At 69.3% G+C, this 13,960-nt stretch carries 8 protein-coding genes and 1 pseudogene; 6 read left to right on the forward strand and 3 right to left on the reverse strand.

The window, feature by feature from the left end:
* The first annotated feature begins 291 nt into the window (after nt 1-291).
* The 4 genes from ACIDOCELLA78_RS92585 to ACIDOCELLA78_RS92600 all read left to right on the forward strand — a co-directional run bounded on the left by ACIDOCELLA78_RS92585 (nt 292) and on the right by ACIDOCELLA78_RS92600 (nt 6,536).
* The gene (locus tag ACIDOCELLA78_RS92585; RefSeq protein ID WP_201729278.1) at nt 292-1,422 is read left to right on the forward strand and encodes a type III PLP-dependent enzyme; all 1,131 of its coding nucleotides are present in this window, start codon (nt 292-294) and stop codon (nt 1,420-1,422) included.
* A 63-nt stretch (nt 1,423-1,485) separates the two neighbouring features.
* On the forward strand, nt 1,486-2,208 hold the full coding sequence (locus ACIDOCELLA78_RS92590) for a dienelactone hydrolase family protein (protein WP_201729279.1): 723 nt from the start codon (nt 1,486-1,488) through the stop codon (nt 2,206-2,208).
* Between the two features lie 18 nt (nt 2,209-2,226).
* Nucleotides 2,227-3,447, forward strand: coding sequence for a hypothetical protein (locus tag ACIDOCELLA78_RS92595; protein ID WP_201729280.1), 1,221 nt, complete (start codon nt 2,227-2,229; stop codon nt 3,445-3,447).
* Between the two features lie 98 nt (nt 3,448-3,545).
* Nucleotides 3,546-6,536: a glycosyltransferase gene (locus tag ACIDOCELLA78_RS92600; protein WP_201729281.1), complete on the forward strand. Its 2,991-nt coding sequence runs from the start codon at nt 3,546-3,548 to the stop codon at nt 6,534-6,536.
* Between the two features lie 66 nt (nt 6,537-6,602).
* Here the strand turns inward: ACIDOCELLA78_RS92600 and ppdK are convergent, their stop codons facing one another.
* Genes ppdK through ACIDOCELLA78_RS92615 form a run of 3 tightly spaced genes read right to left on the reverse strand, consistent with a single transcriptional unit; the run spans nt 6,603 to nt 12,160 of the window.
* Entirely contained in the window at nt 6,603-9,272 is a 2,670-nt protein-coding gene (ppdK, locus tag ACIDOCELLA78_RS92605; protein WP_201729282.1) for a pyruvate, phosphate dikinase, read from the reverse strand.
* A gap of 7 nt (nt 9,273-9,279) precedes the next feature.
* Nucleotides 9,280-11,280, reverse strand: a complete 2,001-nt coding sequence (gene glyS / locus ACIDOCELLA78_RS92610; protein ID WP_201729283.1) for a glycine--tRNA ligase subunit beta — start codon at nt 11,278-11,280, stop codon at nt 9,280-9,282.
* Entirely contained in the window at nt 11,273-12,160 is an 888-nt protein-coding gene (locus tag ACIDOCELLA78_RS92615; protein ID WP_201729284.1) for a glycine--tRNA ligase subunit alpha, read from the reverse strand. Before ACIDOCELLA78_RS92615 ends, glyS begins: the two co-directional genes overlap by 8 nt.
* A gap of 457 nt (nt 12,161-12,617) precedes the next feature.
* Between ACIDOCELLA78_RS92615 and ACIDOCELLA78_RS92620 the strand changes: the two genes are divergently transcribed.
* Nucleotides 12,618-13,790, forward strand: a complete 1,173-nt coding sequence (locus tag ACIDOCELLA78_RS92620) for an isovaleryl-CoA dehydrogenase (RefSeq protein ID WP_201729285.1) — start codon at nt 12,618-12,620, stop codon at nt 13,788-13,790.
* 62 nt (nt 13,791-13,852) lie between these two features.
* Nucleotides 13,853-13,960: pseudogene (locus tag ACIDOCELLA78_RS92625) on the forward strand (acetyl-CoA carboxylase carboxyl transferase subunit alpha); the annotation flags it as partial.

Raw genomic sequence — 13,960 nt, forward strand, 5'->3', positions numbered from 1 at the left:
GAATTCGTTTCGCCTTGGGGGCCAAGTTGCATTTCCTTACGCAAATCCGCAACCCCGCCCCGGCCGAAATTTCACTTGCAGCCGGACGGCGATGGCCCTATGTCGCGGCTCACGCAGCAACGCACGTGCCTCTGCCTCCCATCGGGGGTTACGCAACGACGTCAAGCGTTCTGGCAACTGCCGGCCTCCGCGCCGGTTCCGTCTGGTCGCTGGTTCGTTCGACCGTTTCGCAACCCGCCGCGCGCGCCCTCCCGGGCGCGCCTGGCTCCGAGACTTGCAAGGGAGAGGGCAATGACCCCCAGGCTCGCCCGTTTTCTCGACTCCGGCATGGTGTCCACGCCGGCCATCGTCGTCGATCTCGATCGCGTGGCGGCGAACTTCGCCGCCCTGCGCGCCGCCCTGCCCGACGCCGCGATCTATTACGCGGTGAAGGCCAACCCCGCCGCCCCGGTGCTCGATCGCCTGGTCGGCCTCGGCTCGCGCTTCGATGCCGCCAGCATCGAGGAAGTGCGCGCCTGCCTCGCCGCCGGCGCCGCCCCCGCCGCGATCAGCTTCGGCAACACCGTCAAGAAGCGCGCCGCCATCGCCGAAGCGCATGCAAGCGGCGTCGATCTCTTCGCCTTCGATTCCGACGAGGAGCTGGACAAGCTCGCCGCGGCCGCGCCCGGAGCAAAGGTCTATTGCCGCCTCGCCGTCAGCCAGGACGGGGCGGACTGGCCGCTCTCGCGCAAGTTCGGCACCAGCGGCACCCATGCGCGCGACCTGCTGCTCCGCGCCGAGGCGCTCGGCCTCATCCCCTGGGGCGTCTCCTTCCATGTCGGCAGCCAGCAGACCGGCGTCGGCGCCTGGCGCACCGCTATCGGCCAGGCCGCCGCCGTGTTCACCGATTTGCGCGCGCGCGGGATCGATTTGCGGCTGCTCAATCTCGGCGGCGGCTTCCCCACCCGCTACCGCGACGACATCCCGCCGCTCGGCGATTTCGGCGCCGCGATCATGGACGCCGTGCGCCAGGCGTTCGGCAACAACCTGCCGGACCTGCTGATCGAGCCCGGCCGCGCCATCGTCGGCGATGCCGGGGTGGCGGTGAGCGAGGTGGTGCTCGCCTGCGCAAGGCACGAGGATGAGGGCCGCCGCTGGGTCTATCTCGATCTCGGCCGTTTCGGCGGCCTCGCCGAAACCGAAGGCGAGGCGATCCGCTACCGCATCACCGCCCCCGGCGTCGCCGGCGCCGACGCGCCGGCCGTGCTCGCCGGGCCGAGCTGCGATGGCGTCGATGTGATGTACCGCAACACGCCCTGCCCGCTGCCCGCATCCCTCGCCGCCGGCGACCGCGTGCTGATCCACGATGCCGGCGCCTACGTGACAAGTTACGCAAGCCAGGGGTTCAACGGTTTTCTCCCGCCGGAAGAGCACTATCTGTAAGCCAGCCGCGCTGCCCGGTGTCCGGGCGGCGCGTTGTTGCAACCAGCGCTCAGGGAGAGCTTCATGACCGACCAGATCACCACCACCATCGGCAGCATCGACATCAAGGCCGCCGACGGTTCGGGCGCGTTCAAGGCCTACACCGTCACCCCCTCCGTGAAGCCGACCGGCGCCGTCGTGGTGATCCAGGAAATCTTCGGCGTGAACGACGCGCTGCGCGCGACCTGCCACGAAATCGCCGAAATGGGCTTCATCGCCATCGCGCCGGACCTGTTCTGGCGCCAGGAGCCCGGCGTCGACCTCACCGACAAGTCCGAGGCCGAGTGGAAGCGCGCCTTCGAGCTGATGAACGGCTTCGACCAGGACAAGGGGATCGAGGATCTGAAAACCACCCTCGCCACCGCCCGCGCCCTGCCCGGCTGCAACGGCAAGGTCGGCACCGTCGGCTTCTGCCTCGGCGGTCGCCTCGCGGTGATGATGGCCACACGGTCGGACGCCGATGTGAACATCTCCTATTACGGCGTCATGCTCGACAAGCTGATCCCCGAATTCGGCAATATCGGCCGCAAGCTGGTGATGCACATGGCCGAGCTCGACGAGTTCGCCCCGAAAGAGGCGCGCGATGCGGTGATGGCGGCGACGAAGAGCAACGCCCTGGTCTCCTCGCATGTCTATCCCGCCGTCCACCACGCCTTCGCCCGCGTCAACGGCGTGCATTTCGACCGCCGCGCCGCCACCATCGCCAATGGCCGCACCGCCGAGGCGCTGGTCGAGGCGCTGGGCTGACAACGGGGCGCGGCGCGGATGATCCCCCGCCGCGCCCTTCTCGCCGGGCTCGCCACGAGCCCGGCCTTCACCCACACCACTGCCCGCGCCGCCGCGCCGCCATCTCCCGGCGCCGCCATCGCCACTGCCCTCGACTCGATTCCCGCCGGCCCCGCTTTGCTGCCGAGCTACCCCGACAGCGCGGCCAATCGCCATTTCCCCGCCTTCTTCCCCGCCAATGACGGCGTCGCCTATGTCTATGACAACGCCCTCGCCGGCCTCGCCCTCCTCGCCGCGGGCGATGCGCCGCGCGCCGCCCGCATCGCCGACGCTCTCGCCCTCGCCCAGGCGCACGACCCCGACCGCGCCGCCCCCCGCCTGCGCAACGCCTATCGCGCCGGGCCCATGCGCCTGCTCCACGGCGCCGTCCCCCTGCCCGGCTGGTGGGACGCGGCGGGCGGCCACTGGGCCGAAGACCCCTACCAGATCGGCAGCGAAACCGGCCCCATCGCCTGGGCCACCCTGCTCTGGACCAGCCTCGCCCGCGCCGGGGTGAACGCCACGCGCTACCGCCAGGCGGCGATGCGCGCGGCGGACTGGATCGCCACCGATTGCGCCGCCCCGCGCGGCTTCACCGGCGGGCTCTACGGCTTCCCGCCGCACCCGCAACGCCTGGGCTGGACCAGCACGGAGCAAAACACCGATCTCGCGGTCGCCTTCGCCCGGCTCGGCCGGCGCGCGGAGGCCGCCCACGCCGCCGGCTTCGTCCGCGCGATGCGCGATCCCGCGACCGGCCTGTTCGCCGCCGGCCTGCTGCCGGATGGCCGGATCAACCGCCTCGTCGCCGCCGACGCCACTCTCTGGCCGATTCTCGCCGGCCTCGCGCCGCCGGACGGCGTCGCCGCCAGCCTCACCGCCGCCCTCGCCGTCCTCGGCCGCCCGCAGACCCACCCGGCCGGGATCGGCTTCAGCGCCGCCAGCCGGGCGCTCTGGACCGAGGGCACCGCCTTCGCCCTGCTCGCCCTGCGCCGCGCCGGCGGCCACAAGGCCGCCGCGTCGCGCTTCGCCGCCACCCTCGTCGCGGCGCGCGGCGTCTCGGGGTTCCTGCGCACGACCACCGCCGCCGCGCCGCTCGCCACCGGCCTCACCACCGGCCCCGGCCGCGGCGCCCACGCCTTCGTCTACTACCCGGTCCCCGCCCTCGCCCCGACCGCCTGGGCCGCCCTCGCCGCGCGACGGCACAATCCGCTCGCCCCCTGAAATTACCCTCGGCTTGCATCGCCGCCGGTTTTGCAGTTTGTTATGACCTGATTACGAATTCAGTATTTTATTTATTTAAGACAAGAGAGCTTTCAAAAATGGCAGAGGCCGCCGATATTTTATTGCGCCTGCCCGCCGCGGAACGACCCGCCTGGGCATTTTTCGATGCCGAATGGTATGGCCGCGTCCATCCCCGGCTTCCCTGCGGACCCGATCCCGCCGCCCTGCTCGACTATTATCTCGCCATCGGCGCGCGGCTGGGCCACAGCCCGAACCCGCTCTTCGCCGAGCCGTTCTACCTGGCGCAGAACCCCGATGTCGCCGTTCTCGTGGCCGAGGGGACCTATCGTTCCGGCTTCGACCATTTCTGCCAGTTCGGCCATCGCGGCCTCAACCCGCACTGGCTGTTCGACGACACGCTCTATGGCGAGCTCTACCCCGACATGGCGCTCGATAATCTCGACAAGTTCGAAATCCGCGGCCGCTACGACCACTGGCTGAAATGTGGCCAGCGGGAACAGCGGATCAGCCATTTCCTGTTCGACGGCAGCCTCTATCGCCAGCGGGTCGAGGAGGCCGGCGGCGATCTCGCCCGGCTCGACGAGATCGGCGCCTTCACCCACTATCTCCACACGCTCTGGAGCGGCTCTGCGGAGCTGCCCACCTCGCCCTATTTCGACCCCGCCTGGTATCTCGCGGCCCACGAAACCGCCCGCGACGACATCGCCCAGGGCCACGCCCTCAACGCGCTGCACCACTACATCACCAGGGGCGAGGCCGCCGGTCTCGATCCGGTCGCCGAATTCTCCGAGAGCTACCATCTCGACACCTATGACGACATCGCCGCCGCCGTGCAGGCCGGCGCGCTGCGCAGCGGCTTTCACCACTTCCTCCGCTACGGCGCGCTCGAGCTGCGCCGCCCCCGCGCCGATATCGACCTCGTCTATTACCGCGACACCCATGCCCGCGTCCGCAGCGACCTCGAAACCGGCGCGGTGCGTGACGCCTTCGCCCATCTGCGCCTGATCGGGCTGAAAGAGGGGCTCGGCCACTGCCCGCCCGAGCGCGTGCCCGACCTGCCGGAGCGCGCCACCCGCCAGCTCTTCGAGCTGCGCGCCCGCAACCACTCCGCCCTCTTCGCCCGCCAGCGGATCGATTTCACCGTCTCCGGCACGCCGGACGTCTCGGTGATCATGGTGGTGCACGGCAAGTTCGACCTCACCATGCAGGCCCTCGCCTCGCTGCGCGCCAATTTCGCCGGCAATATCGAGCTGGTGCTGGTCGACAACGGCTCGACCGACGCCACCACGCGGATCGAAACCTTCATCCACGGCGCGCACGTCATCCACGATCCCGAAAATCCCGGCTTCCTGCTCGCCTGCAACCGCGCCCTCGCCCACGTCACCGCCCCGGCCGTGCTCTATCTCAACAACGACATCGAACTCGGCTACGCCGCCATCGCCACCGCGCTGCGCCGCCTCGCCACCGCCCCCGATATCGGCGCCGTCGGCGGCAAGGTCATCCGCACCCACGGGCGGTTGCAGGAAGCCGGCTCCATCATCTGGGCGGACGGCTCAACCCAGGGCTATCTGCGCGACGCCTCGCCGCTGGCCCCGGAAGCCAATTTCGTCCGCGACGTCGATTTCTGCTCCGGCGTCTTCCTCCTCTGCCGCACCGACCTGGTCCAGCGCCTCGGCGGGTTCGACGAAGACTACAAGCCCGCCTATTACGAGGAAGTCGATCTCTGCGTGCGGATGATCGAGGCCGGCTTCCGCATCATCTACGATCCGGACGTGACGATCCATCACCTCGAATACGGCAGCTCCGCCAACACCGAAGCGGCCTCCCGGCTGATGCGCCGCGGCCGCCGCGTGTTCGTCGGCAAACACGCCGAATTCATGCGCCGTCAGCTCACCGCCGGAACCCCCGGCAGCGAGGTCCGCGCCCGCGCGCGCAACGGCGCCGGCAAGCACCTGCTCTTCATCGAGGACACCGTGCCCGTCCGCCATCTCGGCTCCGGCTTCGTCCGCGCCAACGATGTCGTCCACGCCATCGCCGCCGCCGGCTGGCAGGTCTCCGTCCTGCCGATCAACGGCGCCCGGCACGACCTGATGAGCCAGTTCGGCGACCTGCCCGAAACCGCCGAGGTGCTGCACGACCAGACCATCCTGACCCTGCCCGACCTCCTCGCCGACCGGCCCGGCTTCTACGACGCGCTCTGGATCTCCCGCGCCCACAACCTCACCCGCATCGCCCCCATCCTCGCCGAAGCCGGGATCGACCCGACAAAAATCCCCTTCGTGCTCGACACCGAGGCCGTCGCCGCCACGCGCGAGGCCGAGGCCGCCGCCCTGCGCGGCGACAATGACTTCGACCTCACCGCGGCCATCAACGCCGAAATCGGCGAGGCCAGGGTCTGCCGCCACCTCACCGCCGTGAACGAGGCCGAAGCCGCCTTGCTGCGCGGCGTCGGGCTGCCGAGCGTCTCCGTGCTCGGCACCATCCGCGACCTCGACCCCACGCCCCGCCCCTTCGCCGAACGCGAAGGCCTGCTCTTCATCGGCAGCATCCACCGCGAGGACAGCCCGAATCTCGACAGCCTCCGCTGGTATCGCGACGAGATCCTCCCCGCCCTGCGCAAGGTGATGGACAACCCGCCGACCCTCACCTTCATCGGCTACACCGCGCCGGATCTCGACCTCGCCGAACTCGACGACATCCCCGGACTCGCGCTGCGCGGCATGGTCGCCGATCTCCGCCCTGCCTTCGACGAACACCGCCTGTTCATCGCCCCCACCCGCTTCGCCGCCGGCACGCCCTACAAGGTCTACGAAACCGTCTCCTACGGCCTGCCCTGCGTCGCCACCGAACTGCTCTGCCGCCAGCTCGGCTGGAAACAGGGCAAGGAAATCGCCGCGGTCCCCCGCAACGACGCCAAGGCCTTCGCGTCACAGATCGCGTCGCTCTACCGCAACGAAACGCAATGGACCGCGATGCGAAACGCCGGGCTGCGACGCCTCGGCGCGGAAAACGACCGCGCCCAATTCAACGCGGAAGTCCGCCGCATCCTCGCCAGCATCGCCACCTGACCCGCCAGGCTTTTCGCCCCGGATTTTTGCCCCGGCGCCCGTCGGCCGGAGCAAAAATCCGTCCGGCTATGCCGTCCGGTCGCCGCCCGCGCCAATCGCCGCCTGCGCCGCCGCCAGCCGCGCCACCGGCACCCGATACGGGCTGCACGAGACGTAATCGAGCCCGATCTCCTCGCAGAACGCGATCGAAGCCGGATCGCCGCCATGCTCGCCGCAAATCCCGAGCTTGAGCCCACCCTTGGTGCTCCGCCCGCGCTCGGCGGCGATGCGGATCATCCCGCCAACCCCCTCGATATCGATCGAGACGAACGGGTCCTTCGGCAGAATCCCGCTCTCGACATATTTCGGCAGGAACTTGCCGGCATCGTCGCGCGACAGGCCGAACACCGTCTGCGTCAGGTCGTTGGTGCCGAAGGAGAAGAAATCGGCCGACTGCGCGATCGTGTCCGCCGTCAGCGCCGCGCGCGGCAGCTCGATCATCGTGCCGATGCTGTAATCCAGCACCCGCCCCGCCTCGTCGAACACGGCGGCGGCCACCCGCTCCACCTGCCCGCGGGTGATGTCCAGCTCGCGCTTCATCCCCACCAGCGGAATCATGATCTCCGGCACCGGCGCCTTGCCGGTCTCGGTCTCCACCTCCAGCGCCGCCTCGAAAATCGCCCGCGCCTGCATCTCATAGATTTCGGGGAACGAAATGCCGAGGCGGCAGCCGCGATGGCCGAGCATCGGGTTCGCCTCGGAAAGCTCGGCCGCGCGCTGGCGCATCGCCTCGACGCCCATGCCGAGCGCCGCCGCCACCTCCTCCAGCTCCGCCTCGCCATGCGGCAGGAATTCGTGCAGCGGCGGGTCGAGCAGGCGGATCGTCACCGGCAGCCCCGCCATGATGCGGAACAGCGCCACGAAATCCTGCCGCTGATAGGGCAGCAACTTCTCCAACGCCGCCCGCCGCCCGGCCTCGTCATGCGCCATGATCATCTGCCGCACCGCGCCGATGCGCTCGGGATCGAAGAACATGTGTTCGGTGCGCGACAGGCCGATCCCCTCGGCGCCGAACTTGCGCGCCGTCTCGGCATCCAGCGGCGTCTCCGCGTTCGCCCGCACCCGCAGCCGGCGCACCTCGTCGGCCCAGCCCATCAGCCTGGCGAAATCGCCCGAAAGCTGCGGCTCGATCATCGGCACGAAGCCGGTGAAAATCTCGCCCGTCGCGCCATCCAGCGTGATCGTGTCGCCCGCCCGCAGCGTCACCCCACCGGCGGCGAGCGTCTTCGCGCCGTAATCGACATGAATGCCGCCCGCCCCGGCCACGCAGGGCCGGCCCATGCCGCGCGCCACCACCGCGGCGTGGCTGGTCATGCCGCCGCGCGTGGTCAGAATGCCGCGCGCCGCGTGCATGCCGTGAATATCCTCCGGGCTGGTCTCGATCCGCACCAGGATCACCGCCTCGCCCTTCTGTGCGCGCATCTCCGCCTCGTCGGCCGAGAACACGACGATGCCCGAGGCCGCCCCCGGCGAGGCCGGCAGCCCGCGCGCCAGCAGCGTCTTCTTCGCCTTCGGATCGAGGGTCGGATGCAGCAGCTGGTCGAGCGATTGCGGGTTCACCCGCGTCACCGCTTCGCGCCGGTCGATCAGCCCCTGCTCCGCCATCTCCACCGCGATCCGCACGCTCGCCGGCGCCGTCCGCTTGCCGTTGCGTGTCTGCAACATATACAGCTTCTGCTGCTGGATGGTGAATTCGATGTCCTGCATGTCGCGGTAATGCCGCTCCAGCGTCTCGCGCACCCGCACCAGCTCGGCATAGGCCGCCGGCATCGACTGTTCGAGGCTGATCTCGCCCGGCTTCGCATAGGCGTTCGACAGCGGGCGCGGCGTGCGAATGCCCGCCACCACGTCCTCGCCCTGCGCGTTCGGCAGATATTCGCCGTAGAACTCGTTCGCCCCGGTCGAGGGGTCGCGGGTGAAGCACACCCCGGTCGCGCAATCCTCGCCCATATTGCCGAACACCATCGCCTGCACGTTCACCGCGGTGCCCCAGTCGGCCGGAATTTCGTGCAACCGCCGATAGGTGATCGCCCGCTGGTTCATCCACGAGCCGAACACCGCGCCCACCGCGCCCCAGAGCTGATCGTGCGGGTCCTGCGGGAAGGGCTTGCCGGTCTCGGCCTGCACCACCTCCTTGTAGGCCTCGACCACGCGGTGCCAGTCCTGCGCCGAAAGCTGGGTGTCCTCGGTCGCCCCTTCATCGAGCTTCACGTTCTCGATGATCTCCTCGAAGCGGTGATGCGCCACACCCAGCACCACCGAGCCATACATCTGGATGAACCGCCGATACGAATCCCAGGCGAAGCGCGAATCCCCCGCCCCCTCGGCCAGCCCCTGCACCGTCACATCGTTGAGCCCGAGATTGAGCACGGTATCCATCATGCCGGGCATCGACACCCGCGCGCCCGAGCGCACCGAAACCAGCAGCGGGTTGTGCTTGTCGCCGAAGCGCCGCCCCACCTCGCCCTCGACCTTCGCCAGCGCCGCGTCCACCTGCGCGCGCAGCCCCTCGGGATAGGCGCGGTCATTGTCATAGAACGCGGTGCACACCTCGGTGGTGATGGTGAACCCGGGCGGCACCGGCAGGCCGATGCTCGCCATCTCCGCAAGGTTGGCGCCCTTGCCGCCGAGCAGGTTGCGCATCGCGGCCGAACCGTCGCTGGCGCCGGGGCCGAAGCTGTAGACGTATTTGCTCATCGGGGCGTTACCCTTCCAGTTTCGAGAAATCGGCGACGCGATGCATCACGTCGCGCAGGCGGGCGAGAAGTCGCAGACGATTGCGGCGCAATTCCGCACCCGCCGCATTCACCGTCACATGATCGAAAAACGCATCGACCGGCGCGCGCAGCGCCGCGAAACCCCGCATTGCGCCGGCGAAATCCTCGTCTTCCAGCCGGCGCCGCGCTTCGAGGTCCACCGCCTCCAGCGCATCCGCGAGCGCGATCTCCGCCGGCTCGGCCAGCAAGCCGGGATCGATCGTGCCCTCGTGCGGCCCGTCCTTCGCATCCTCGATCCTGAGGATGTTTGTACTCCGCCGATACGCCGCGAGCAGGTTCGCCCCGTCCTCGCTGGCGAGAAACGCCCCCAGCGCCTCGGTCCGCGCGATCAGCCGGGTCAGGTCGTCATCCCGCGCCGCATCCAGAACGGCGTTCAGCACGTCGAACCGCTTGCCCTCGCCGCGCAGCTTCACCCGCAGCCGCTCGATCAGGAAGTCGAACACCTCGGCACCCACCAGCGGCATCAGGTTCAGCCTGAGCCCGGTCTCCAGCACGATGCGGATCACCCCCAGCGCTGCCCGCCGCAGCGCGAACGGGTCGCCCGACCCGGTCGGCGTCTCGCCGATACGGAAGAACTCCCGCAACGTATCGATCTTGTCCGCCAGCGCCACGGCGGCGGACACAACCCCCGAAGGCACCTCGTCCGACGGGCCTTTCGGCTGGTAATGCGTGCGGATCGCCCCGGCAATCGCGTCGCCCTCGCCGGACGCCTCGGCGTAATACCCGCCCATGATCCCCTGCAATTCGGGAAACTCGCCGACCATCCCGCTCACCAGATCGGCCTTGCACAGAAGCCCGGCCCGCGCCGCCGCATCCGCCGCCGCCGCATCCGCGCCCAGCGCCAGCGCAATCTCCCGCGCCAGCGCCTCGATCCGCCCGGCCCGCGCATGCTGGGTGCCGAGCTTCGCATGGAACGTTACCGCATCGAGCTTCGGCAGCCACGACTCCAGCCTCTGCTTGCGATCCTGCGCCCAGAAATGCTCCGCATCCGCGAGCCGCGCCCGCAGCACCCGCTCATTGCCGGCGATGATCGCCGCCCCGCCATCATTCGCGGCGATATTGGCGACGAAGGCGAAATAGGGCGCCGGAGTCCCCGCCGCGTCCCGCGTCGCGAAATAGCGCTGGTTCACCTTCATCGACAGTTCGCGCACCTCCGGCGGCAGCGCCATCTGCCCCGGATCGATCGCCCCGATCAGGCAGACCGGCCACTCCACCAGCCCCGCGACCTCGTCCAGCAGCCCCGCATCCTCGGCAACGCCGAGCCCTTTGTCTCCGGCCGCCGCGCGCAGCCCCGCCCTGATCCGTTCCCGCCGCTCATCGGCATCGACGATCACGAACCGCGCCCGCAGCTCCTCCCGCCATTGCGCGGCGGAGGCCACCCTGAACGCGCCCGGCGCCAGAAACCGGTGCCCCTCGCTCTCATCGCCGCTCGCAACCGGCCCAAGCGTGAACGGCACCACCGCGCCATCGAGCAGACACACCACCCGCCGCAGCGGCCGCACCCAGGTGAACGCCCCGCTCTGCCCCCAGCGCATCGATTTCGGCCAGCCGAACCCGGCCAGCGCCTGCGCGAATTCCTCGGCGATCAGCTCGCCCGCCGGCCGCGACGGCAGGTTCCGCCGGAGCAGGAAATACCCGTCCTCCTCGACGAGGTCTTCCCGCGCCGCCCCGTTCTTGCGCAGGAACCCCTCCAGCGCCTGCGGCGGTGCGGCGAGCTTCGGCCCCCGCACTTCGCTCGCCGATGCCGGCACCTCGGCCGCGATCGTCGCCGTCACCGCGATCCGCCGCGCCGCGCCAAAGGCAACCACATCCCGCGGCGACAATGGCGCGAGCTGCGCGCCCACCAGCTTGGCGAGCTGCTCCGCCGCCGCCGCCTGCATCCGCGCCGGAATCTCCTCGGAGAAAAGCTCCAGAAAGAACTCAGCCATGTTCCTTCTCCCCCGCCACCCACGCTTCCGCACACGCCTTCGCCAGCGCCCGCACCCGGCCGATATAGGCGGCGCGCTCGGTCACCGAAATCACCCCCCGCGCGTCCAGCAGGTTGAAGAGATGGCTCGCCTTGATGCACTGGTCATAGGCCGGCTGCGCCAGCCCCCGCCCCACCAGCGCCCCGCATTCTTTCTCCGCGTCCCCGAAATGCCGCATCAGCATCGCGGTATCGGCGACTTCGAAATTATGCGCCGAATAGTCCTTCTCCGCCCGGAGGAACACATCGCCATAGCTCAGCGCGCGCGGCCCCTCGGCGTCGTTGAAGCGGAGCGAATAGACGTTCTCCACCCCCTGCACATACATCGCCAGCCGCTCCAGCCCGTAGGTCATCTCGAAGCTCGGCACATCCACCGCGATCCCGCCGACCTGCTGGAAATAGGTGAACTGCCCCACCTCCATCCCGTCGCACCAGATCTCCCAGCCGAGCCCCCAGGCGCCCAGCGTCGGGCTCTCCCAGTCATCCTCGACGAAGCGGAAATCGTGCCGCAGCGGATCGAGCCCGATCTCCCGGTAGCTCGCCAGCAGCAGTTCCTGCGCCTCCGCCGGCGAGGGCTTCATGATCACCTGATACTGGTAATAATGCTGCAACCGGTTCGGATTCTCGCCATACCGCCCGTCCGAGGGCCGGCGCGAGGGCTGCACATAGGCCGCCGCCCACGGTTTCGGCCCGAGCGAGCGCAGCGTGGTCGCCGGGTGGAAGGTTCCCGCCCCCATTTCCATGTCGTAAGGCTGCAGGGTCACGCAGCCCTGCCGGGCCCAGAACCGGTGCAGCGCGAGAATGATATCCTGGAAGCTCAGGGCGTGTTTCTGGTCTTGCATGGGTCCGTGATATGCAGCCGGGTCTGTCGCAGTCGTTTTCGCGACGCACCATTACGAGGCAAGGGGCATGAGGGCAAGATTCGCACGGGCCGACCTGATCGGAATCGCGGTGGTGATCGCGCTCGCCGCCGCCGCGATCGGCTTCCGCATGGCGACGATCGCGCCCCGCGCCTATGTCGGCCTCTGTGCGAGCGCCCACGCCCCGCTGGTCTGCGCCCCACGCCACGCCGTGCTCTGGCTGCAATACGAACGCCTGTTCGGCTTTCCCGCCCTGCTGCTCGGCCTGCTCGGCTTCGCCTTCGCGCGCCGCCCGCTCGGCATCGCGGGTGCCGCCCTCGGCATCCTCGCCGTCATCAACTACAACGGCACCGAAGGCATCGTCGGCGCCGCCCTCGGCCTCTGGGCTGGCTCGAAGCCGCGATGCCGGCACGCCTCGACCGGGGAGAAGGACAAATCCATGCGCGCGAATAGCCACACCATGCTCGATTTCGATCTCGGCGAGGAGATCGACGCCCTGCGCGAGACGGTCCGCCGCTTCGCCGCGGCCGAAATCGCCCCCCGCGCCGCCGCGATCGACCGCGACAACGATTTCCCGGCCGATCTCTGGGCGAAACTGGGCGACATCGGCCTGCTCGGCATCACCGTGCCGGAGCAATATGGCGGTGCGGGCATGGGCTATCTCGCCCATTGCGTGGCGATGGAGGAAATCTCCCGCGCCTCGGCCTCGGTCGGCCTGTCCTACGGCGCGCATTCCAATCTCTGCGTCAACCAGATCCGCCTCAACGGCACCGACGCCCAGCGCGCGCGCTACCTGCCGGACCTCGTCTCCGGCCGCAAGGTCGGCGCGCTCGCGATGTCCGAGCCCAATGCCGGGTCGGACGTGGTGTCGATGCGCCTGCGCGCCGACAAGCGCGGCACAACCTACGTGCTGAACGGATCGAAGATGTGGATCACCAACGGCCCCGAGGCCGACACGCTGGTGGTCTACGCCAAAACCGACCCCGAAGCCGGCCCGCGCGGCATCACCGCCTTCCTGATCGAGAAAGGCATGCCCGGCTTCTCCTGCGCCCAGAAGCTCGACAAGCTCGGCATGCGCGGCTCCAACACCGGCGAGCTGGTCTTCGAGGAGTGCGTCGTCCCCGAGGCCAACGTGCTCGGCGGGGTGGGGCGCGGCGTCAACGTGCTGATGAGCGGGCTCGACTACGAGCGCGCCGTCCTCGCCGCCGGGCCGCTGGGCATCATGCAGTCAGCGCTCGACATCGTGATCCCTTACGTCCACGAGCGCGAGCAGTTCGGCCAGAAGATCGGCGAGTTCCAGCTCATCCAGGGCAAGCTCGCCGACATGTACGTGACGATGAGCGCCGCCCGCGCCTATGTCTACACCGTGGCGAAAGCGTGCGATCGCGGCCGGACCACCCGCAAGGACGCCGCCGGCGCCATCCTCTACGCCGCCGAGAAGGCGACCTGGATGGCGCTGGAGGCGATCCAGTGCCTCGGCGGCAACGGCTACATCAACGATTATGCGACCGGCCGGCTGCTGCGCGATGCCAAACTCTACGAGATCGGCGCCGGCACCTCGGAAATCCGCCGCATGCTGATCGGCCGCGAGCTGTTCAGGGAAACCGCCTGAGCCGCGCGCCACGCTCGGGAAGAATTTGACGCCGGCGGAAAACTGCGGCACCGAACGCGGCCATGCGCCATTTCCTTGATTTCGAGAAACCGGTCGCCGAGCTTGAGGCCAAGATCGAGGAGCTGCGCCGGATGACCGATCCGGGCGGGCTCAACATCGCCGAAGAGGTC

This window comes from Acidocella sp. C78 (genome assembly GCF_907164655.1).

Excerpts from the sequence above, each read along its gene's own strand:
- ACIDOCELLA78_RS92585 (WP_201729278.1), top strand. The coding sequence starts at position 292 with ATGACCCCCAGGCTCGCCCGTTTTCTCGACTCCGGCATGGTGTCCACG.
- ACIDOCELLA78_RS92620 (WP_201729285.1), top strand. The coding sequence starts at position 12,618 with ATGCGCGCGAATAGCCACACCATGCTCGATTTCGATCTCGGCGAGGAG.
- ACIDOCELLA78_RS92590 (WP_201729279.1), top strand. The coding sequence starts at position 1,486 with ATGACCGACCAGATCACCACCACCATCGGCAGCATCGACATCAAGGCC.
- ACIDOCELLA78_RS92595 (WP_201729280.1), top strand. The coding sequence starts at position 2,227 with ATGATCCCCCGCCGCGCCCTTCTCGCCGGGCTCGCCACGAGCCCGGCC.
- ACIDOCELLA78_RS92600 (WP_201729281.1), top strand. The coding sequence starts at position 3,546 with ATGGCAGAGGCCGCCGATATTTTATTGCGCCTGCCCGCCGCGGAACGA.
- ppdK (WP_201729282.1), bottom strand. The coding sequence starts at position 9,272 with ATGAGCAAATACGTCTACAGCTTCGGCCCCGGCGCCAGCGACGGTTCG.
- ACIDOCELLA78_RS92615 (WP_201729284.1), bottom strand. The coding sequence starts at position 12,160 with ATGCAAGACCAGAAACACGCCCTGAGCTTCCAGGATATCATTCTCGCG.
- glyS (WP_201729283.1), bottom strand. The coding sequence starts at position 11,280 with ATGGCTGAGTTCTTTCTGGAGCTTTTCTCCGAGGAGATTCCGGCGCGG.